Below are 18,799 nucleotides of genomic sequence, written 5' to 3'. Positions count from 1 at the left end.
GCGCCGCCCGCGCGCCCGCTCCGGCGGACGACGAGGACGGCATGGTCGTCGCCCCGCAGCCCGCGCCGCGCGCCGCCAAGGCCGCCCGCCCGGCTCCGCCGCCGGTGGAGGACGACGAGGACGATTTCGCGCCCAGCTTCGAGACCCGCCCGCTGTCTATCCGCCAGCCCAAGGCCCCGGCCCCCTCCAGCAACCGCGAACAGCGCGAGCAGCAGAAGACCTTCGACTTCGAGGAAGACGAGGACGGCTTCCAGCTGCCTGAACTGGCCATGCTGGCCAAGGCCAAGCCGCGCTCGGCCGAGTTCGATGAGGGCGCCCTGCGCCAGAACGCCCGCCTGCTGGAAAGCGTGCTGGCCGAGTTCGGCGTGAAGGGCCAGATCGACCAGATCCGCCCCGGCCCGGTCGTGACCATGTACGAGCTGGTGCCGGCGCCGGGCGTCAAGACCGCCCGCGTCGTCGCCCTGGCCGACGACATCGCCCGCTCGATGAGCGTGATCTCCTGCCGCGTCGCCGTGGCCCAGGGCCGCAACGCGATCGGCATCGAAATGCCCAACCAGCGTCGCGAGACCGTCTATCTGCGCGACCTGCTGTCCAGCGCCGACTACGACAAGGCCAGCTCGATCCTGCCCATGGCGCTGGGCGAAACCATCGGCGGCGAGCCCTACATCGCCGACCTGGCCAAGATGCCTCACCTGCTGATCGCCGGCACCACCGGCTCGGGCAAGTCGGTCGGCGTCAACGCCATGATCCTGTCGATCCTCTACAAGCTGCCGCCCGAGAAGTGCCGCTTCATCATGATCGACCCGAAGATGCTGGAACTGTCGGTCTATGACGGCATCCCGCACCTCCTGGCCCCCGTCGTGACCGATCCGAAGAAGGCCGTCGTGGCGCTGAAGTGGACCGTCCGCGAGATGGAGGACCGCTATCGCCGGATGTCCAAGATCGGCGTGCGCAACATCGGCGGCTACAACGAGAAGGCCAACGAGGCCCTGGAAAAGGGCGAGCACTTCGAGCGGACCGTGCAGACCGGCTTCGACGACGCCGGCCGCCCGATCTACGAGACCGAGCAGATCCGCCCCGAGGCCATGCCCTATCTGGTCGTGGTCATCGACGAGGTGGCCGACCTGATGATGGTCGCCGGCAAGGACATCGAAGGCGCCGTCCAGCGCCTGGCCCAGATGGCCCGCGCCGCCGGCATTCACCTGATCATGGCCACCCAGCGTCCGTCGGTCGACGTCATCACCGGCACCATCAAGGCCAACTTCCCCACCCGGATCAGCTTCCAGGTGACGTCGAAGATCGACGCCCGCACCATCCTGGGTGAGCAGGGCGCCGAGCAGCTGCTGGGCCAGGGCGACATGCTCTACATGGCCGGCGGCGGCCGCATCACCCGCCTGCATGGTCCCTTCGTCTCCGACGGCGAAGTCGAGGCCGTGGCCAAGTTCCTGCGCGACCAGGGCATCCCCCAGTACCTGGAGGAAGTCACCGCCGGCGGCGACGAGGAGCAGGAAGAGGCCATCGAGGGCGCCTTCCAGGGCGAGGGTGGGGCCAACGACCTCTACGACCACGCCGTGGCCGTGGTCACCCGCGACCGCAAGGCCTCGACCAGCTACATCCAGCGCCGCCTGCAGATCGGCTACAACCGCGCCGCCTCGCTGATGGAGCGGATGGAGAAGGAAGGCGTCGTCGGCGCGGCCAATCACGCCGGCAAGCGCGAGATCCTCGCGCCGCCCCCGCCGCCGCTGTAGGGCGCGAGACACCGGAAAAGGAAAACGCCGCGACAGTCGATGTCGCGGCGTTTTTCGTTTCAGGACGCCTACCGCTCCCCAACTCGTCATCCCGGCCGTAGCGCAGCGAAGAGCCGGGACCCAGGGGCCGCCGCGATGCGTTAGCGAGCGTTCGGAAGCGAACCCCGCCGAAGAGCCCAGTCTCCTGGGTCCCGGATAAGCGCTCCGCGCTTTCCGGGATGACGACGATGGTTGGAACTTTCAAAGCGCCCCGAAGGGGCCGACCTCAGACCAGGATGTTCAGCAGCGATCCCGGGCGCAGGATCTTCTGCGGCTGTTCGGTCGGGGCGGTGAAGGCCGTGGGCGGCACGGTGCGGCGCGCCTGGGGCTCGGTCTGGGTCTGCAGCTGCACGGTCATCGGCGAGGCCGTGGGCCGCGCGCTGGTCGCGTCGCTGACCGCCGCCTGGAAGAAGGCCGCCGCGCGCGACTGGCCGGCCGGAGTCACGGCGCCGGACGAGGGTCGGGCGGTGACGGCGGGCAGGCCGGTGGGGCGAACGGTGCTCATGACGCGCTTGATAGCATGGTTAATGCAGAGTGCGCGAGCGTGGTTAACGAGCTTCTAAGCCGGAAAGTGCGCGACGCTTCAACGCAGCTTGGAAACGAGCGCGTCCAGATCTTCGGGCGTAATGGGCCCGGTGTGCTTGGCCACCACCACCCCTTGGGCGTCGACCACGAAGGTCTCGGGCACGCCGGTGACGCCGAACTCCACCCCGGCGCGGCCGTCGCGATCGACCAGCCGGGCGGCGAACGGATCGCCAAGGCGTCCCAGGAACGCCTCGGTGTTGGCGGGGGCGTCCTTGTAGGCGACGCCGACCACGCGCACGCCGCGGGCCTTCAGCGCCATCAGCTGCGGGTGCTCGATCTCGCAGGGGGCGCACCAGGAGGCGAAGAAGTTGACCAGCATCGGCCCGTCGCCGGCGGTCCGCACCGGCGCCGGCGTCCCGCTGTCGAGGTCGGGCAGGGACAGGGCCGGCACCGGCTTGCCGACCAGGGCGTCGGGGCTGACCTGCGGATTGCGCTTTAGGGCGTAGCCGGCGAACAGCACCGCCAGGGCCGCCAGCACGAGCAGCGGCGAGAAAGCCAGCCAGCGCTTCACTTGCCGAGCCCGCTCTGGCCAGCATCTTTCGCCTGCGCCTGGCGGCGTTCGGCCTCGGCGCGCCAGCGGCGGGCGGCCAGCAGGCTGTCGGCGATCATCCAGGCGAACACCGCCGCCGTCAGGGCGAAGGCGGGCCAGACATAGACGGCGTACTTGCCGGCGTCGAAATCGAACTGCACGCGATCAGGCCTCCGCCGCCTTCAGGGCCAGGCTGCGCGCCTTGCGCCGCCAGACCAGCGCCCGGATCCGCACCAGCCACAGCGCGCCGAAGGCCGAAAGATAGGACAGCTGCATCACCAGCATCGGCCAGGCATAGACCGCCGGCAGCCGGTTCTCGGGCTTGGCCAGCAGGGTCGACGAGCCCTGGTGCAGGCTGTTCCACCAGTCGACCGAGAACTTGACGATCGGCAGGTTGATCACGCCGACCAGAGCCAGGATGGCCGCGGCGCGGGCGGCCTTCTGCTCGTCGTCGATGGCCCCGCGCAAAGCCAGATAGCCCATATAGAACAGCAGCAGCACCAGCACCGAGGTCAGGCGGGCGTCCCACACCCACCAGGTTCCCCACATCGGCTTGCCCCACAGCGAGCCGGTGGCGAGCGCCAGCACCGTGAAGGCCGCGCCCAGCGGGGCGCAGGCCTGGGCGGCTGCGTCGGCCAGGGCGTGGCGGAACACCAGCGCCAGGAAACTGGCGATGCCCAGGCACAGATAGACGAACATCGCCAGCACGGCCGCCGGTACGTGGATGAACATCATCCGCACCGTGTCGCCCTGCTGGTAATCCTCGGGAACCGTGAAGGTCAGGATCAGGCCGACAACCGCCAGCACACCGGCGATCGCGCCGAACATGGGCGCGGCCCAGCGCGAGAAGGCCATGAACCGCTCGGGGTTGGCCAGGAAGTCGAACGGGTTCTTGTGGTTCGTGCCGCCCATCGACCTTGCATTAGAGCGGCTTGAAGAACGCCGCAATGGCCGTATGACTTACATGGAGAATGCAACCTTGGGGAGTTGCCGGCGCGTGCCTTGGCTTGCTGTTCGGACTTTGGCCGCCGCCGCCCTCTTTTCGGGCCTGCTGACCTCGGCTCAAGCCGGCGAACGCATCACCTTCCAGGCCGAGGTCAACGGCAAACCGGCCCGCTTCATGGTCGATACCGGCACCAGCGCGCTGCTGACCGCGACTGCGGAAGGCGCAAGGCGCCTGGACCTGACCATAGCGCATGAAGACGTCCGGACCGGACCGCTTGCGGGCAAGTTCCTGGGCGTATCGGCGCCGGTGCGCGTGACGCTGCCGGGCGGCGGCGGTCGCGACGCCGTCTTCGAGGTCCTGCAGCCCACGCCCGAGCATGTCGACTTCGACTTCGACGCCTTCTGGGGCTGGCCGGGCGTGAAGCATCGGATCTTCCACTATGCGCCCGGGACGGGACTCCGGCTCGACCCGTCGCCGGCGGTGGATCTGTCGAAGGCCCAACTGTTCCGGCTCGTGCCTGGCGCGAACGTCGCCATTTTCGACGCAAGGAGCGGTGATGGCGAGCCGCTGCCGGTGCTGGTCGACACCGGATCGACCGCCGGTGTGGAGCTGGCGGCTCCGCTGTGGAGCGCTTGGCGGACGGCCCACCCCGATCATCCCGTCACGCTGATCGGACGCTACTCGCCAGCCACGGGCACGGTCGTTTCCGAGCAGGTCTTCGTCAAGCGCCTGGAGTTGGGAGCGCTGGTCCTGAACAACGTGATGGTGACGGAACTGCCCGCCAGCCAGGTGACGGGGACCGTGCAGGCCAAGGTCGTACTCGGGCTCGACGTCTTCAAGAACCAGGGCGTGTGGATAGACGGCGAGGGCGGCAGGCTCGGCATCCTGCCCAGTTCATCTTCGCCGGTGCGCTACAATCGGGGCGGCGTGAGCTTCCCCCCGCCGACCATGGCGGCCGTGGTTTCGCCGAGCGGGCCGGCGAGCCAGGCGGGCGTCGTGAAAGGCGACATCCTGTTGGCGATCGACGGTGTCGAGCCGGCCGCCTATGCGGCAAGGGTCGCCGCGGCTTCGATCTGGCAGCAGCCGCCCGGAACGGTCCTGTCCCTCACCTTGCGGCGCGGCGACCAGAAGATCGAACGACGCGTGGTGCTGGAGGATTTCCTGGGACAGCCGTGAGGTCCCGCCCGCGCCTTGCGAAGGCGCGGGCGGGCCGAGGCTCTTACGAGCCCGACTTGCGCTGGATGATCACTCGGCGTTCGCCCGGACCGCTGAACGACATCGACCCCGGACCCTTGGGGCCGCGGGCCTCGATGCGGCGGACGGTGACGTTCGGACCGCCGGTCACTTCGGGGCCCAGCGCGTCGAAGGCCTTCTTCTGGCTGGGCGTCAGGGCGTTGTAGAAGCTGCGGGTGGCGTCGGCGCGGGCCTTGAGGTCGGCGGCCACCTTGGCCATGCGGTCGGCCTGCTCGTCGAGGCGTTCCAGCGCCGTCTGCGGGGCCTTGTCCTTGGCGCTGTCGTCGCGGGCGGGCTTGGGCTCGGGGCGCTCCTTGGGACCGGTGGCGGCGATGTAGGCCTTCAGCGCGCCATCCTGGCGGTCGGTCAGCTGCAGCACGTCGCGCAGGCGCTGGGCGCGGGCTTCCGGATCCTTGTGCATGCGGAAGGCCATGCCGCCGGGATGGCCGCGGAACATCAGGTTGTCGAAGCCGGGCGGAGGGGGCGGAGGCTCGGGCGCTTCCGGCGGCGCGGGCGGCGGCGGGGGAGCGGCGGGCTGGGCGGAGGCGGCGACGACGCCGGCCGCGAGGGCCGCGCCGGCGGCGAGGGTGAGAGACTTCAGGACGAGGCGCATGGCGATCTCCATCGAGAGGGGCGGAAACGAACTGCGGCCTAGGTTGGAGGCGGTTGTGGCGTGAAAATGTCTGAAGATGTGAACAATGTTACACGAATGAAGCTTTGCCGGGAGGGGTGATACGAAGTGCTTGCAAATCAAGCGCTTGATCCTGTTGCTTCCGCGCCGACATACGCCGTCTTTCGAAAATTTCATCTTCGCGCGGCCCCTGCTGACAGTCCCTGACACGTCCGTGGTCCATATCCGGGCCGCGCCGCCTCTCGCCAGGCGGGCGCGGATGCGCCATGAGGCCCTTATGAAACGCGTCGCCTTCCTCGCCCTGATCCTCGCCGGCACGCTGTGGGGCCTGGGCTTTCCGCTTGGCAAGCTGATCCTGCGCGAGACCGACGCGGCCCACATGGTGCTGTTGCGCTTCGTCGTGGCGGCGGTGGTCGCTGCGCCTTTCGCGCTGCGGACCAAGGAAGCCCGAGCCCTCTTCAGGTCGCCGGTGCTGCTGGCCTCGGGCGCGCTGTACGGCGTGGCGTTCATGGTGCAGTTCGAGGGGCTGGCCCATGTCAGCGTCACCCTGGCGGCCCTGCTGGTCGGGGCCATGCCGGCCCTGATCGCCGTCTGCGCCAAGGTCATGGGCGAGAAGGTCAGTCGGGCCTCGTGGATGGGCGTCGGCGCGGCCACCCTCGGCGCGGCCCTGATCGCCGGCAAGCCCGACGGCGCCGGCTCGCTACTGGGCGTGGCGCTGTCGCTGGGCTCGCTGCTGATCTTCCTGGCCTGGCTGGTGGTGCTCAAGCGCGCGCCCAAGCCGCCGACGCCGATGGCCATCCCGGCGGTCACCGTGATCGTCGCGGCCTTCACCGTGCTGCCGATCGCCCTGGTCATGCACGGTCCGCCCAAGCTGGACCTGTCGGTCAGCGCCTGGAGCGGCGTGCTGGGCCTGGGCGTGCTGTCGACCCTGCTGGCGACGGCCGCCTGGCAGTACGGCTCGTCCCGCGTGGGCAGCGCCAGCGCCGGGGTGTTCATCAACATCGAGCCGCTGATGGGCGCCTCGATCGGCGTGTTGCTGTTCGGCGACCACCTGAGCCTGGCCCTGGCGGTCGGCGGCCTGATGATCATCGCCGGCAGCTTCGTGGTGGTGCTGGGCGAGAAGCAGGCCGATCCGGCGAGCCTGCAGGCGGAAGCGGTCCCGGCGCCCTAGTCCAGGAGGAAGGCGGTCCAGGCCGCCAGCCCGACCGCCAGGCACAGGCCCGCAACGCCGATCGCGACGGCGCGCATCCAGCCGCCGCGTCCCTTGCCGCCCAGAAGCAGTCCGGCCGTCGGCCCGAAGGTCGCCGCCAGCGCCAGGGCCGCGCCCGCCTTGGCCGTCGAGGCCGCCGGGCCTGGCCGGTCCGGGTCGGCGGCGGGCTCGCCGCCGCGCAGGTCGGCGATCAGCCGTCGGGCCTCTTCGGCGTCCGCGTCGGGGGTCCACAGTCGAAAGCCGCCCATGGCGATGGTCATCAGGTAGTCGCTGGCGCCCCAGTGCTCGTTCTGCACCAGCACCTGCATCCCTTCGGCCCGCAGGCGCGAGGCTGCGACCTGGGCCTCGACGAGGTCGGCGAAGCGGGCGATCTCGGTCAGGCTCATCGACCGACCTCCTGGGCTCAGCGCGGCTCCGATCCCAGCCGCCACAGATAAAGCTGCCGCGCGGGCGTGCCGACGCGCAAGCCCTCCAGTTCCTGGCGCTCGGCCTTGGTCAGCTTGAACCGGCTGTAGCCGCGGTCGGCCAGGCAGGTCTCGACGGCGTCGGTCGCCTGCCGGCGCACCTCACGCCAGTTGCGGTTCATGTGCATGCGCTGCTGGTCGGCATAGGCGTACATGGCGTCGAGGCCGCCTTCGGGGTTCACCGCCATGTCCATCTCGAACACCACGTCGACCAGTGGCAGCTTCATCGGCGCGGCGGTCTCCACGTGGTGCAGGCACTCGGCCGCGTCGGTGCGGTATTTCAGGTAGCTGACGCCGGGCTTGCCCCAGCTGTCCTTGCGGGCGGGCGCGGCCTGCGCGCCGCCGGCGAGGGTCGCCAGCAGCAGAAGCGACAGCGCGGCGGCCTTGTTGCTCATCCGGATATCCTCGGCCGGTTGATCGCTCGGATACCCATGTTACCGTGACCAGCAGCGAAGAAAAGGGCGCCCCGCGCGCCGAACGGGAGGATGCGGCGTGGCTGTCGCCAACTTGATGCTCGCGCTCGGTCTGTTGCTAGCGACCCAGGAGCCGCCCGCGGGCCAGACCTCCGTCGACGGCGTGGTCGTCACGCCTGGCGAGAAGGCCAAGGCCATGCCCCGCTGGGCCGCCAAGGTGCGCGCGGATGGTTGGCCGTTCTTCGCCGCCGGCGAGGACGGGGCGGTGCTGATGTTCGCCAAGACCGCCAAGGGTAATGACGGCCTTGCGCCCAGGGGCAGCGTCTGGGTCCGCCACGAGTTCCGCCAGCCGCGCACCGAGGCCGAGGCGCCGACCGCGCCGGCCTTCCGGTCGGAAAAGCTGCTGGTCGAGGTCGACTGCACGGCCAACCGCTTCCGCAACGCCGCCGCCTTCCGCTACCCCGACAACAACCTGCAGGGCGCCGAGGACGCCTATCGCTTCGAGCAGGACTGGCAGGCCCCGGCCGCCGGCACGCTGGACGCCACCGTGGTCGAGGCCGCTTGCATGACCCCCTAGTCGAGGGCGTTGCGGCAGGCCGCGGCCATGGCCAGCGGGCTGAGCGCGATCGCCGCGGCGCTGTAGGCCAGCAGGAACAGCAGGCCTCCCGTCCACGGCAGGCCGCCGGAAAGGGCGTCCAGCGCGCCGGCCCCGAAGATCACCGGCGGGGCGTAGAGCGGCAGCACGATGACGGCCACCAGCAGGCCGCCGCGCTTGCTGCCCAGGGCCAGGCTCGCGCCCAGTCCGCCCAGGAACGAGAAGGCCAGGCCTCCGGCCAGGGCGCAGACGAACAGCAGGGGCGCGATCGACGGCGAGGCGCCGAGGACCACGGCCGCGACGGGGGCGGCCAGGGCCAGGGGCGCGCCGGCCGCCAGCCAGTGGGCCAGGCATTTCGCCGCCGCGACGGCCTCCAGAGGGGCCGGGCCCAGGGCCAGCAGGTCGAGCGCGCCGTCCTCGAAGTCACGCTCGAACAGGCGCTCCAGCGAGAGCAGGGCGGCCAGGGCCAGGGCCAGCCAGGCGATGCCGGGGGCCAGGCTGGCCAGCCGCTCGGGCGCGCGGCCGGCGGCCAGCGGCAGCAGGGTGACGACGCAGGCGTAGAAGGCCAGGGCCAGCAGCGGGCCGCCGCCCCGGCCCCAGGCCAGGGCGAACTCGCGCCGGAAAAGGACGCCGAACCCCCTCATGCGCCGATCTCCACCAGTCGCGCGGGGACGGGCAGGGGGTCGTGGACCGCGGCCAGAACCATGCCGCCGCCCGCCAGGTGCTCAGCCATGATCGCGCCGAAGGCGGCGCGATGGGCGGCGTCCAGCGGGGCCATCGGCTCGTCGAGCAGCCACAGGGGGCGGGTGCTGGCCAGCAGGCGGGCCAGCGACACGCGGCGGCGCTGGCCGGCCGACAGGCGGCGGACCTCCAGGTCCAGCAGTCGCGACAGTTCCAGCCGTTCGACGGCGGCCTGGGCCGAAGCCTCGGTCCCACCGGTCCAGCGCGCCTGGAACAGGAGCTCCTCCCAGGCGGTGCGGGCGGTCTTCAGGCCGTCGTGATGACCGGCCAGATGCAGGTGGTCGGCGCGGGYGGCTTCGGCCTCCAGTATCCGCCCTTCGGAGCCTTCGAAACCGATGGTCCCCGCCTGGGGTCGCAGCAGGCCGGCGACGGCCCGCAGCAGGCTGGTCTTGCCCGCGCCGTTGCGGCCCACGAGGGCCACGGCGTCGCCGCTTTCGAGCTCCAGATCGAGCCCCGAAAACAGGGTCCGTTCGCCCCGCGAGAGGCTCAAACCCTTTATGCGAACGGCTCTCATCATTGGAAGTCCATGCGCCGCGCATGGACGTTGTGGGTAACCGGCGCTAAGAAGCGCTCGGCCGTCACCCTCCGCATTGGATGGGGCGTACGCGGCGCGAGGATGGACGCTGTGGGTCCGCCTCGATCGCGCGATCCCGGGAGTGGTTTTCCGGCGGCCGTGAACAGAGAAGGGATCCTTCCAAATGGCGTCTGTAGACAGCCTCAAAACCCGCCGCGAACTCGTCGTCGGCGGTAAGACCTACGTCTATTACAGCCTTCGCGCCGCCGAGGAAGCCGGTCTGGCCGGTACGGGCTCGCTGCCCGTCTCGATGAAGGTGCTGCTGGAAAACCTGCTGCGTTACGAAGACGGCGTCTCGGTCAACGAAGCCGACCTGAAGGCCGTCGCCAACTGGCTGGAAAACAAGGGCTCGGTCGAGCACGAGATCAGCTTCCGCCCGGCCCGCGTGCTGATGCAGGACTTCACCGGCGTTCCGGCCGTCGTCGACCTGGCCGCGATGCGCGACGCCATGGTCGCCCTGGGCGCCGACCCGGCCAAGATCAACCCGCTGAACCCCGTCGACCTGGTCATCGACCACTCGGTCATGGTCGACAACTTCGGCGACGCCAAGGCCTATGACGCCAACGTCAAGCGCGAGTACGAGCGCAACATCGAGCGCTACCGCTTCCTGCGCTGGGGCTCGTCGGCCTTCAACAACTTCCGCGTCGTGCCCCCGGGCACCGGCATCTGCCACCAGGTGAACCTGGAATACCTGGCCCAGACCGTCTGGACCGCCATGGTCGACGGCGCCGAAGTGGCCTATCCCGACACCGTCGTCGGCACCGACAGCCACACCACCATGGTCAACGGCCTGTCGGTCCTGGGCTGGGGCGTCGGCGGCATCGAAGCTGAAGCCGCCATGCTCGGCCAGCCGATCCCGATGCTGATCCCGGAAGTCATCGGCTTCAAGCTGACCGGCGCCATGCCGGAAGGCGCGACGGCCACCGACCTGGTGCTCACCGTCACCCAGATGCTGCGCAAGAAGGGCGTGGTCGGCAAGTTCGTCGAATTCTACGGCGACGCTCTGGCCAACCTGACCCTGGAAGACCAGGCGACGATCGCCAACATGGCTCCGGAATACGGCGCCACCTGCGGCTTCTTCCCGATCTCGGCCGCCACCGTCGCCTTCCTGAAGGGCACCGGCCGCGAAGCCGACCGCGTCGCCCTGGTGGAAGCCTACGCCAAGGAGCAGGGCCTGTGGTGGGAGCCCGGCGTCGCCGAGCCGACCTTCACCGACAGCCTGGAGCTCGACCTGGGCACGGTCCTGCCGTCGCTGGCCGGCCCCAAGCGCCCGCAGGACCGCGTCCTGCTGTCGGACGCCTCGAGCAAGTTCGCCGAGTCGCTGGTCGGTGAGTTCGGCAAGGCCGAAAGCCCCGAGTTCCGCGCTCCGGTCGAAGGCGAGGACTTCGACGTCGGCCACGGCGACGTGGTGATCGCCGCCATCACCTCGTGCACCAACACCTCCAACCCCTCGGTCCTGATCGCCGCCGGCCTGCTGGCCAAGAACGCGGTCGCCAAGGGCCTGAAGGCCAAGCCGTGGGTGAAGACCTCGCTGGCCCCTGGCTCGCAGGTGGTCACCGACTACCTGGCCAAGGCTGGCCTGACCAAGCACCTCGACGCCCTGGGCTTCAACCTCGTGGGCTACGGCTGCACCACCTGCATCGGCAACTCGGGCCCGCTGCCGGAAAACATCAGCAAGACGATCAACGAGAACGACCTGGTCGCCTGCTCGGTGCTGTCGGGCAACCGTAACTTCGAAGGCCGCGTGAACCCGGACGTCCGCGCCAACTACCTGGCCTCGCCGCCGCTGGTGGTGGCCTACGCCCTGGCCGGCTCGCTGAAGATCGACCTGAACACCCAGCCGATCGGCAAGGACAAGAAGGGCAACGACGTCTTCCTGCGCGACATCTGGCCGTCGAACGAAGACATCGCCGCCCTGCAGCGCAAGTCGATCAACGAGAAGATGTTCGCCAGCCGCTACGGCGACGTCTTCAAGGGCGACAAGAACTGGCAGGGCATCAAGGTGACCGGCGGCCAGACCTACGCCTGGGAAGGCGAGTCGACCTACGTCCAGAACCCGCCGTACTTCCCGAACATGTCGATGACCCCCTCGCCGGTCACCGACATCGTGGAAGCCCGCGTCCTGGCCGTGTTCGGCGACTCGATCACCACCGACCACATCAGCCCGGCCGGTTCGATCAAGACCTCCAGCCCGGCTGGTCAGTACCTGGTCAACCACGGCGTCGAGCCGATCGACTTCAACGGCTACGGCGCCCGCCGCGGCAACCACGAAGTCATGATGCGCGGCACCTTCGCCAACATCCGCATCCGCAACAAGATCACCCCGGAGATCGAAGGCGGCGTGACCAAGCACTTCCCCTCGGGCGAAGTGATGCCGATCTACGACGCGGCCATGAAGTACCAGGCCGAAGGCCGTCCGGCCGTCGTGTTCGCCGGCAAGGAATACGGCACCGGCTCGTCGCGTGACTGGGCCGCCAAGGGCACCAAGCTCCTGGGCGTCCGCGCGGTGATCACCGAGAGCTTCGAGCGCATCCACCGCTCGAACCTGGTCGGCATGGGCGTGCTGCCGCTGCAGTTCATCCAGGACGGCTGGCAGAAGCTGGAGCTGACCGGCGAAGAGCTGGTCTCGATCCGTGGCCTGACGGATCTGGCCCCGCGCAAGCAGCTGATCGTCGAGCTCTACCGCCCGACCGACGGCCGCATCGCCCGCTTCCCGGTGCGCTGCCGCATCGATACGCCGACCGAACTCGAGTACTTCAAGAACGGCGGCGTCCTGAACTACGTGCTGCGCAACCTGGCCAAGGCCGACTAAGCGCAAGCGCCTTTTCAGGCTGATTAACGAGACGGCCGGTCCCCCTGGGGCCGGCCGTTTTGCTTTGCCCGATGGTCCGTCGAGGTCCCGACATCGTTGTCGTGTGGATTTCCGGGCCTTGAAGCGGCCATTTCACGGCCTCGTGAGGGGCGACGCAGCGCTTTCTTGGCTTAAGTGCGCCGCACATGCGTACGGCCTTGATCTCTCTTGTCTCCCTCGTCCTGACGAGCCTCGTCGCCGCCCCGGCCGCGGCCAAGTCGCCCGTGCTGGTCGAGCTGTTCACCGCCCAGGGCTGTTCGTCCTGCGGCAAGGCCAACCAGGCGGCCGCCGAGCTCGCCGAGCGCGACGACGTCCTGGCCCTGACCTACTCGGTCGACTACTGGGACTATCTCGGCTGGAAGGACACCTTCGCCAAGCCGGCCTTCGTCGAGCGCCAGCGCGCCTATGCCAAGGCCTTCGCCCTCAGGGACGTGCCCACGCCCCAGGTGGTGGTGGCCGGCAAGGTCCAGGCCTCGGGCGCCAAGGCCGAGACCGTCGAGCGCCTGATCGAGACCGCCCACCTGCCGCCGGCCCCGGACATGGAGTTCGTCGGCTCCAACAGGGTGGCGATCGGCTCGGGCGCCGCGCCGCGCGGCGGGGCCGAGGTGTGGCTGGTGCGCTTCGATCCGCGCAAGCAGGAGATCGCCGTCAAGCGCGGCGACAATCGCGGCCAGACCATCGTCCACCGCAACGTGGTGCGCGAGATCGTCAAGATCGGCGCCTGGACCGGTCGTCCGAAGATGTACCGCCTGCCGGCCCTGGCCAAGGACGACGAACTGGCCACCGCCATCATCGTGCAAGGCGCCAAGGGCGGCCGGGTGCTGGGCGTGCTGCCTCCCGGCGGCAAGAGCCGCTAGGGCTTCCCCTTAGCCCTTCTTCCGAGCTTCCCCGCGTAGGCGGGGATCCAAGCCGACGCTCCGGATAAGGCGCGGTCGGAGACGAACCTGCCGACTCTACTTGGACCCCCGCCTGCGCGGGGGGTGAACGGGTTTGGGGGCTGGCGCTGAAAGCAGCCCCCTTCCACGCAAAAGAAACCCCGCCTCGCCTTAGGGGATGATCGGCGAAGCGGGGTCTTTAGGGGAGGGGATAGAAGATACGCGCCGGTCGAACGGGCCGCCCGCGAGCCGGAGGGCTGGAGGGGCTGTTCAGGATCCCGGACCGCGAGGCGTTCCGATCGACCGACCATGAGACTATCGAGGGCCCGCGCGGCCGGCTGAGGGCGCGATCAGGGTCGTTTCGCGACGGGCTGGGGCGCCTCTGTGGCGATCTTTGCAGTTCCGAAAGCCGCGCCGAAAGGGGCCGGGGTCCAGATGCGAAAAGCCCGCGTGGGAGGGGTTTCCACGCGGGCTCTGCAGTTAAGAGAGGGGTTCTCTTGATTGGTCTGTCGGCTGACCGGCCCGCGATCGAGGGGGGCTGGGGGGGCTGTTCAGGATCCAGGACCGTGGGGTGTCCGATCAGCCGACACTGACTTTTTCGCCCTCGAACCGGGCGGGCGAAGGACCGAAACAAGGTCATTTCGTGGCCTGCTAGAGCTTGGCTTTTCGCTTCGTCGACCGATGTTGCAAATGCGCGACGCTCGCCTGAGGGGGTGATTTGGGGTTAGGATTCGCTCCATGGCCCTGGACGTTTCCCCTCCCGTCGGCGGCGTCGTGTTCTTCGAGCGTCGCGAGATCGACCAGCTCCTGCGCCTCTACGGCCGCATGGTCGCGGCCGGCGAGTGGCGCGACTACGGCATGGGCGGGACGAGCGACCACGCGGCCTTCTCGATCTTCCGCCATGCCGCCGAGGCCCCGCTCTATCGCGTCGAGAAGTGGCCGGAACTGGCCCGCAAGCAGGGCCAGTGGCTGGTGCGCGGCCAGGGCGGCATGGTGCTCAAGCGCGGCCACGACCTGGCCCAGGTGCTGCGGCTGTTCGACAAGGGCAAGTTCAAGGTGGTCGACTGATCTTCGGGGCCGCCCACGAAAAAGCCCCGGCGGAGCGATCCGCCGGGGCTTCGTCGTTTGTGCCTGGAAGGCGCCTTAGCGGCGGTCGCCCAGGAAGAACAGCAGGAAGCGGAACAGGTTGATGAAGTCCAGGTACAGGTTCAGCGCGCCGTAGTTGGTGGCCACCGACTTGGCGGCCGCGTCGCCGCCGACCTGGTAGTAGGTCATCTTCAGGTTCTGCGTGTCGTAGGCGATCAGGCCGGCGAAGATCAGCACGCCGATGGCGTTGATCGCGAAGACCAGCGGGCCCGACGGGAAGAAGATCGACACGATCGAGGCCAGGATCAGGCCCACCAGACCGATGATCAGGAAGCTGCCGAAGCCGGTCAGGTCCTTCTTGGTGGTGTAGCCGAACAGGCTGAGCGCGCCGAAGGCGGTGGCCGTGATCAGGAAGGTCGAGGCCACGCTGCCGCCGGTGTACATCAGCACCACGGTGCCGAGCGACGCGCCGATCAGCGACACGATCGACCAGTAGATCAGGCCCGCGGTGCGCGGGTTGATCGACTTCATCACGAAGCTCGAGAACAGCAGGATGCCCAGCGGGGCGAAGGCGATGACCATGCCCAGCAGGGTGTAGCCGACGCGGTTGCCGTTCACCTGGAACAGCAGGTCGCGCACGGGCGGGAACGAGCTGGTCGTCCAGGCGAGGGCGGCCGACAGGAGCAAGCCCAGCGCCACCTTGTTGTAGACGCCGAGCATGAAGCTGCGCAGCCCGGCGTCAACCGACATGTCGACGCGATCCGCCGGGATCGTGCGCGCATAGTCGCGGTTGAAGTCGTTCATCGAAAGAAACCCTTATTCCAACGTCCCCGAGGGGACACGTGTGAAATATCGGATCGAATGGCCTTCTGCGCAAGGCGTCCGATGGGAAGACGAGGCGGGCGCGAATGTATCAAAGTATGTCTGGGCGCCCGAGGTTTGGGTTCGCCTGCGCGCCGTGACGTCCTAAATAGGCGGGCAAAGCCAAGCAGGGGACTTCATGGACTACGTCGAACTCGGCCGCACCGGCATCCAGGTCTCGCGTTGCTGCCTGGGCACCATGACCTGGGGCTCGCAGAACAGCGAGGAAGAGGCCCACGCCCAGATGGACTACGCGCTGGGTCGCGGCGTCACCTTCTGGGATACGGCCGAGATGTACGCCAGCCCGCCCACGGCCGAGACCCAAGGGCGCACCGAGCGCTACATCGGCAGCTGGCTGGCCAAGACCGGGCGTCGCAAGGACATCGTCCTGGCCTCCAAGGTCGCCGGCCGCGGCTCGGCGTTCGGCGGCCTGCCGTGGATGCGCGCCGACGGCGCCAGCACTCGCCAGACCAAGGCCCAGATCGACGAAGCGGTCGAAGGCTCGCTCAAGCGCCTGCAGACCGACTATCTCGACCTCTATCAGCTGCACTGGCCCGACCGCGCCGTGCGGGTGTTCGGCGGCCAGACCTACAAGGACTACGACGACGAGTACGAGCGCTTCGGCGACATCCTCGAGGCGCTGGACGTCCACGTGAAGAAGGGCTCGATCCGCGCGCTCGGCGTCTCCAACGAGTTCCCGTGGGGCGTGATGAAGTTCCTGGCCGAAAGCGAAGGCCGCGGCCTGCCGCGCATCGCCTCGATCCAGAACGCCTATCACCTGGCCAACCGGGTGTTCGAGTACGGCCTGGCCGAGATCGCCATGCGCGAGCAGGTGGGCCTCCTGGCCTATTCGCCGCTGGCCCAGGGCCAGCTGACCGGCAAGTACCTGGGCGGAAACCTGCCCGAGGGCTCGCGCAAGGCGCTCTACAACCGCATGCAGCGCTATGAGGGACCGGGGGCGATCGAGGCGTTCACCGCCTATGTGGACCTCGCCCGCCAGAACGGCCTGGACCCGGCCCAGCTGGCCCTGAAGTTCGTCGACGCCCGCCCGTTCGTCACCGCCACGATCATCGGCGCGACCAGCATGGAGCAGCTGAAGACCGACATCGACGCCTTCGACGTCGAATGGACGGAAGAGTTGGAAAAGGCGGTCAACGCCATCCACGCCGCGCGGCCCAATCCGTGTCCGTGAGGTGATCTAAGGGACCTCCCCCTCTGGGGGAGGCGATCGCGTAGCGATCGGTGGGGGGGCGATATCGGCCGGCCTTCGAGAAGCTGAAAACGTCCCCCCTCCGGCCTTCGGCCGCCTCCCCCACGGGGGGAGGTTTCTAGACCACTCCCCGCGCCTTCAGCTCGGCGACCTTTTCGGCGCTCATCCCCGCCACCTGCGTCAGCACGTCTTGCGTATGCTCGCCCAAGGTCGGACCCGGCCAGCGCACGCCGCCGGGGGTGGCGGTCAGGCGGGGGAAGGCGTTCTGCATCTTCACCTGGCCGAACACCGGGTGGGGCACGGAGACGATCGAGTCGCGGGCCTTGAACTGCGGGTCGGCCAGCATTTCCGGCGCCCGGTAGATGCGGCCGCAGGCCAGGCCGGCGGCCTCCAGCCTGGGCAGCAGGTCGTCGATGTCCTGGTCCAGGGTCCAGGCGGCGATGCGGGCGTCGAGCTCGCCCTGGTTGACGCCCCGGGCGGCGTGGTCGCGATAGCGGGGATCCTCGGCCAGGTCCGGCCGGCCCATCAGGTCGCACAGCCGCTTGAACAGAGTGTCCTGGTTGGCGCCGATCAAGACGAGCTCGCCCGACCTGGTGGGATAGACGTTCGACGGGGCGATGCCGGGCAGCACCGCGCCCGAGCGTTCGCGGATGTAGCCGGTCAGGTCGTACTCGGTGACCAGGTTCTCCATCACCGTCAGCACGCTCTCATAGATGGCCGCGTCGACCACCTGGCCCTTGCCGGTGGCGTGGCGCGCGTGCAGGGCCATCATCACGCCCAGCGCGGCGTTCAGGCCCGACAGGCTGTCGCCGATCGAGACGCCGGCCCGGGCTGGATTGCGGTCGGGCTCGCCGGTGATGTGGCGAAGACCGCCCATGGCCTCGCCCACCAGGGCGTAGCCGGCGCGCTTGGCGTAGGGGCCGGTCTGGCCGAAGCCCGAGACGCGGGCCATCACCAGGCCAGGATTGATCGCCGACAGCGCCTCATAGCCCAGGCCCCACTTTTCCAGCGTGCCGGGACGGAAGTTCTCGACCACCACGTCGGCGGCGGCGATCAGGTCGCGGGCGATGGCGCGGCCTTCGTCGGTGCGCAGGTCCACCGTCACCGATTTCTTGTTGCGGCCGATCACCGGCCACCAGGGCGACAGGCCCTTGGGCTTGGAGCGTCCCCACTGGCGCATCGGATCGCCCGATCCGGGATCTTCCAGCTTGATCACCTCGGCGCCGAAGTCGCCCAGGACCTGGCCGCAGAACGGACCGGCGATCAGCTGGCCCATCTCGATGACGCGGACGCCCGCCAACGGCCCTTGGGTCATTTTGTTCCTCTCCCCGATCACGGAACCATCACGCGGCCGTGAACCTTCTTCCTGCCACACGGTGACGCGCGACGCCGACCTTCTTCCACCAGAACAACGCGCAGGGAAAGACAGCCATGACCCGCAAGATTCTCATCGTCGGCGCCGCCTTCGCCGCTCTCAGCCTCGCCGCCTGCGGCCAGAAGACCGACGAGACCAAGGGCGCCGCCACCCCGGCCGAACAGGCCGCGACGCCGGACGCCAACCCCGCCGCCACTGTTCCGACTCCGGCCGACGAGGCCAAGGCCCCGGACTTCTCGGCCAAGGCCGCGGCTGGCGACACTTTCGAGATCGAGTCGGCCAAGATCGCGCTGAAGCGCTCGACCAACGCCGACGTGAAGAAGTTCGCGCAAAGCATGATCGACGCCCACACCGCCACCAGCCAGGGCCTCAAGGCCGCCATCGCCGCCTCCGGCGCGACCTTCACCCTGCCCGCGACCCTGCCCGATGATCTGCAGGGCAAGCTGGACGACCTGAACAAGGCCGACGCCAAGGACTTCGACAAGAAGTACGCCGACGACCAGGTCGACGCCCACCAGGCCGCGCTGAACCTCTTCCAGCGCTATGCGCAGGACGGCGACAACGCCGCCATCAAGACCTTCGCCGCCGAGACCGCGCCGAAGATCCAGGAGCACCTGAACATGGCCGAAGGCCTGAAGAACGGCATGAAGTAAGGCTCGCAAGAGCCCTGATGTGGAAAACCCCCGGCCGGAAGGCCGGGGGTTTTTCTATGCGCTCATGGCCGTCATCCCGGCCGGAGCGCGTAGCGCGCAGAGCCGGGACCCAGGGGCCGGCGCACTGCGTCGGCGACGGCTTGCGCGGTGAGGCCGACTGCCGAGCCCGGTCCCCTGGGT

Annotated in this window: 21 protein-coding genes; 10 read left to right on the top strand and 11 right to left on the bottom strand. The window is 69.0% G+C overall.

Annotated elements, in window-relative coordinates; genetic code table 11:
- Window positions 1-1,748, top strand: a 1,748-nt coding sequence (locus AC1DCG_RS07215) for a DNA translocase FtsK (protein WP_477041431.1), incomplete at its 5' end; no start/stop codon positions are given.
- A gap of 265 nt (window positions 1,749-2,013) precedes the next feature.
- Here AC1DCG_RS07215 and AC1DCG_RS07210 read toward each other — a convergent pair.
- The 4 genes from AC1DCG_RS07210 to ccmC form a co-directional block, all read right to left on the bottom strand.
- A complete protein-coding gene (locus AC1DCG_RS07210; RefSeq protein ID WP_477028726.1) occupies window positions 2,014-2,292 on the bottom strand; it encodes a hypothetical protein in 279 nt (92 codons plus the stop codon).
- Window positions 2,293-2,370: 78 nt separating this feature from the next.
- Window positions 2,371-2,883, bottom strand: coding sequence for a DsbE family thiol:disulfide interchange protein (locus AC1DCG_RS07205; protein ID WP_477028725.1), 513 nt, complete (start codon window positions 2,881-2,883; stop codon window positions 2,371-2,373).
- Window positions 2,880-3,062 carry a heme exporter protein CcmD gene (ccmD, locus tag AC1DCG_RS07200; RefSeq protein ID WP_477028724.1) on the bottom strand — a complete coding sequence of 61 codons (183 nt, stop codon included), beginning with the start codon at window positions 3,060-3,062 and terminating at the stop codon, window positions 2,880-2,882. The genes AC1DCG_RS07205 and ccmD overlap by 4 nt, the downstream gene beginning before the upstream one ends.
- Window positions 3,063-3,066: 4 nt before the next feature.
- Entirely contained in the window at window positions 3,067-3,813 is a 747-nt protein-coding gene (gene ccmC / locus AC1DCG_RS07195) for a heme ABC transporter permease CcmC (RefSeq protein WP_477028723.1), read from the bottom strand.
- 109 nt (window positions 3,814-3,922) lie between these two features.
- Between ccmC and AC1DCG_RS07190 the strand changes: the two genes are divergently transcribed.
- Window positions 3,923-5,023, top strand: coding sequence for an aspartyl protease family protein (locus AC1DCG_RS07190; protein ID WP_477028722.1), 1,101 nt, complete (start codon window positions 3,923-3,925; stop codon window positions 5,021-5,023).
- A gap of 43 nt (window positions 5,024-5,066) precedes the next feature.
- Here AC1DCG_RS07190 and AC1DCG_RS07185 read toward each other — a convergent pair whose 3' ends face one another.
- Window positions 5,067-5,501, bottom strand: coding sequence for a Spy/CpxP family protein refolding chaperone (locus AC1DCG_RS07185; RefSeq protein ID WP_477028800.1), 435 nt, complete (start codon window positions 5,499-5,501; stop codon window positions 5,067-5,069).
- Between AC1DCG_RS07185 and AC1DCG_RS07180 the strand changes: the two genes are divergently transcribed.
- Both AC1DCG_RS07180 and AC1DCG_RS07175 read left to right on the top strand, forming a co-directional pair.
- Window positions 5,500-5,757 carry a glycine-rich domain-containing protein gene (locus AC1DCG_RS07180; RefSeq protein ID WP_477028721.1) on the top strand — a complete coding sequence of 86 codons (258 nt, stop codon included), beginning with the start codon at window positions 5,500-5,502 and terminating at the stop codon, window positions 5,755-5,757. The genes AC1DCG_RS07185 and AC1DCG_RS07180 overlap by 2 nt on opposite strands.
- A 231-nt stretch (window positions 5,758-5,988) precedes the next feature.
- Window positions 5,989-6,882: a DMT family transporter gene (locus AC1DCG_RS07175; protein WP_477028720.1), complete on the top strand. Its 894-nt coding sequence runs from the start codon at window positions 5,989-5,991 to the stop codon at window positions 6,880-6,882.
- On the opposite strand, the gene AC1DCG_RS07170 is transcribed toward AC1DCG_RS07175, so the two are convergent.
- A complete protein-coding gene (locus tag AC1DCG_RS07170) occupies window positions 6,879-7,307 on the bottom strand; it encodes a putative signal transducing protein (protein WP_477028719.1) in 429 nt (142 codons plus the stop codon). The genes AC1DCG_RS07175 and AC1DCG_RS07170 overlap by 4 nt on opposite strands.
- A gap of 17 nt (window positions 7,308-7,324) precedes the next feature.
- Window positions 7,325-7,780, bottom strand: a complete 456-nt coding sequence (locus AC1DCG_RS07165) for a VHS/ENTH/ANTH domain-containing protein (RefSeq protein WP_477028718.1) — start codon at window positions 7,778-7,780, stop codon at window positions 7,325-7,327.
- 97 nt (window positions 7,781-7,877) lie between these two features.
- Between AC1DCG_RS07165 and AC1DCG_RS07160 the strand changes: the two genes are divergently transcribed.
- Window positions 7,878-8,375, top strand: coding sequence for a surface-adhesin E family protein (locus tag AC1DCG_RS07160; RefSeq protein WP_477028717.1), 498 nt, complete (start codon window positions 7,878-7,880; stop codon window positions 8,373-8,375).
- Here the strand turns inward: AC1DCG_RS07160 and ccmB are convergent.
- Together ccmB and ccmA are read right to left on the bottom strand one after the other, a co-directional pair.
- Window positions 8,372-9,037 carry a heme exporter protein CcmB gene (ccmB, locus tag AC1DCG_RS07155; RefSeq protein WP_477028716.1) on the bottom strand — a complete coding sequence of 222 codons (666 nt, stop codon included), beginning with the start codon at window positions 9,035-9,037 and terminating at the stop codon, window positions 8,372-8,374. The two genes, AC1DCG_RS07160 and ccmB, sit on opposite strands and share 4 nt — an antisense overlap.
- On the bottom strand, window positions 9,034-9,651 hold the full coding sequence (gene ccmA / locus AC1DCG_RS07150; RefSeq protein ID WP_477041430.1) for a heme ABC exporter ATP-binding protein CcmA: 618 nt from the start codon (window positions 9,649-9,651) through the stop codon (window positions 9,034-9,036). The genes ccmB and ccmA overlap by 4 nt, the downstream gene beginning before the upstream one ends.
- 181 nt (window positions 9,652-9,832) lie before the next feature.
- Here ccmA and acnA point away from each other — a divergent pair, with 181 nt between their 5' ends.
- The 3 genes from acnA to AC1DCG_RS07135 all read left to right on the top strand — a co-directional run bounded on the left by acnA (window position 9,833) and on the right by AC1DCG_RS07135 (window position 14,502).
- Window positions 9,833-12,520, top strand: coding sequence for an aconitate hydratase AcnA (gene acnA, locus AC1DCG_RS07145; RefSeq protein WP_165258425.1), 2,688 nt, complete (start codon window positions 9,833-9,835; stop codon window positions 12,518-12,520).
- A 185-nt stretch (window positions 12,521-12,705) separates the two neighbouring features.
- Complete coding sequence (locus AC1DCG_RS07140; RefSeq protein WP_477028714.1) at window positions 12,706-13,416, top strand: DUF1223 domain-containing protein; 711 nt, start codon at window positions 12,706-12,708, stop codon at window positions 13,414-13,416.
- Between the two features lie 756 nt (window positions 13,417-14,172).
- A complete protein-coding gene (locus tag AC1DCG_RS07135; RefSeq protein ID WP_477028713.1) occupies window positions 14,173-14,502 on the top strand; it encodes a DUF2794 domain-containing protein in 330 nt (109 codons plus the stop codon).
- 75 nt (window positions 14,503-14,577) lie between these two features.
- Here AC1DCG_RS07135 and AC1DCG_RS07130 read toward each other — a convergent pair whose 3' ends face one another.
- Window positions 14,578-15,324 carry a Bax inhibitor-1/YccA family protein gene (locus AC1DCG_RS07130; protein WP_477028712.1) on the bottom strand — a complete coding sequence of 249 codons (747 nt, stop codon included), beginning with the start codon at window positions 15,322-15,324 and terminating at the stop codon, window positions 14,578-14,580.
- A gap of 196 nt (window positions 15,325-15,520) precedes the next feature.
- Between AC1DCG_RS07130 and AC1DCG_RS07125 the strand changes: the two genes are divergently transcribed.
- A complete protein-coding gene (locus tag AC1DCG_RS07125; RefSeq protein WP_477028711.1) occupies window positions 15,521-16,573 on the top strand; it encodes an aldo/keto reductase in 1,053 nt (350 codons plus the stop codon).
- Between the two features lie 136 nt (window positions 16,574-16,709).
- Here AC1DCG_RS07125 and AC1DCG_RS07120 read toward each other — a convergent pair whose 3' ends face one another.
- Window positions 16,710-17,906, bottom strand: coding sequence for a CaiB/BaiF CoA transferase family protein (locus tag AC1DCG_RS07120; RefSeq protein ID WP_477028710.1), 1,197 nt, complete (start codon window positions 17,904-17,906; stop codon window positions 16,710-16,712).
- 116 nt (window positions 17,907-18,022) lie between these two features.
- Between AC1DCG_RS07120 and AC1DCG_RS07115 the strand changes: the two genes are divergently transcribed.
- Complete coding sequence (locus tag AC1DCG_RS07115; protein ID WP_477028709.1) at window positions 18,023-18,619, top strand: DUF4142 domain-containing protein; 597 nt, start codon at window positions 18,023-18,025, stop codon at window positions 18,617-18,619.
- The last annotated feature ends 180 nt before the right edge of the window (window positions 18,620-18,799 follow it).

It is taken from the genome of Caulobacter sp. 10L414 (assembly GCF_056395525.1).
The sequence above is the reverse complement of the archived record's forward strand: the minus strand, read 5'-3'. Positions and strand labels throughout refer to the sequence as shown.

Excerpts from the sequence above, each read along its gene's own strand:
- AC1DCG_RS07210 (WP_477028726.1), bottom strand. The coding sequence starts at position 2,292 with ATGAGCACCGTTCGCCCCACCGGCCTGCCCGCCGTCACCGCCCGACCC.
- ccmC (WP_477028723.1), bottom strand. The coding sequence starts at position 3,813 with ATGGGCGGCACGAACCACAAGAACCCGTTCGACTTCCTGGCCAACCCC.
- AC1DCG_RS07180 (WP_477028721.1), top strand. The coding sequence starts at position 5,500 with ATGCGGAAGGCCATGCCGCCGGGATGGCCGCGGAACATCAGGTTGTCG.
- AC1DCG_RS07185 (WP_477028800.1), bottom strand. The coding sequence starts at position 5,501 with ATGCACAAGGATCCGGAAGCCCGCGCCCAGCGCCTGCGCGACGTGCTG.
- AC1DCG_RS07175 (WP_477028720.1), top strand. The coding sequence starts at position 5,989 with ATGAAACGCGTCGCCTTCCTCGCCCTGATCCTCGCCGGCACGCTGTGG.
- AC1DCG_RS07170 (WP_477028719.1), bottom strand. The coding sequence starts at position 7,307 with ATGAGCCTGACCGAGATCGCCCGCTTCGCCGACCTCGTCGAGGCCCAG.
- AC1DCG_RS07165 (WP_477028718.1), bottom strand. The coding sequence starts at position 7,780 with ATGAGCAACAAGGCCGCCGCGCTGTCGCTTCTGCTGCTGGCGACCCTC.
- ccmB (WP_477028716.1), bottom strand. The coding sequence starts at position 9,037 with ATGAGGGGGTTCGGCGTCCTTTTCCGGCGCGAGTTCGCCCTGGCCTGG.
- acnA (WP_165258425.1), top strand. The coding sequence starts at position 9,833 with ATGGCGTCTGTAGACAGCCTCAAAACCCGCCGCGAACTCGTCGTCGGC.
- AC1DCG_RS07140 (WP_477028714.1), top strand. The coding sequence starts at position 12,706 with ATGCGTACGGCCTTGATCTCTCTTGTCTCCCTCGTCCTGACGAGCCTC.
- AC1DCG_RS07135 (WP_477028713.1), top strand. The coding sequence starts at position 14,173 with ATGGCCCTGGACGTTTCCCCTCCCGTCGGCGGCGTCGTGTTCTTCGAG.
- AC1DCG_RS07130 (WP_477028712.1), bottom strand. The coding sequence starts at position 15,324 with ATGAACGACTTCAACCGCGACTATGCGCGCACGATCCCGGCGGATCGC.
- AC1DCG_RS07125 (WP_477028711.1), top strand. The coding sequence starts at position 15,521 with ATGGACTACGTCGAACTCGGCCGCACCGGCATCCAGGTCTCGCGTTGC.
- AC1DCG_RS07120 (WP_477028710.1), bottom strand. The coding sequence starts at position 17,906 with ATGACCCAAGGGCCGTTGGCGGGCGTCCGCGTCATCGAGATGGGCCAG.
- AC1DCG_RS07115 (WP_477028709.1), top strand. The coding sequence starts at position 18,023 with ATGACCCGCAAGATTCTCATCGTCGGCGCCGCCTTCGCCGCTCTCAGC.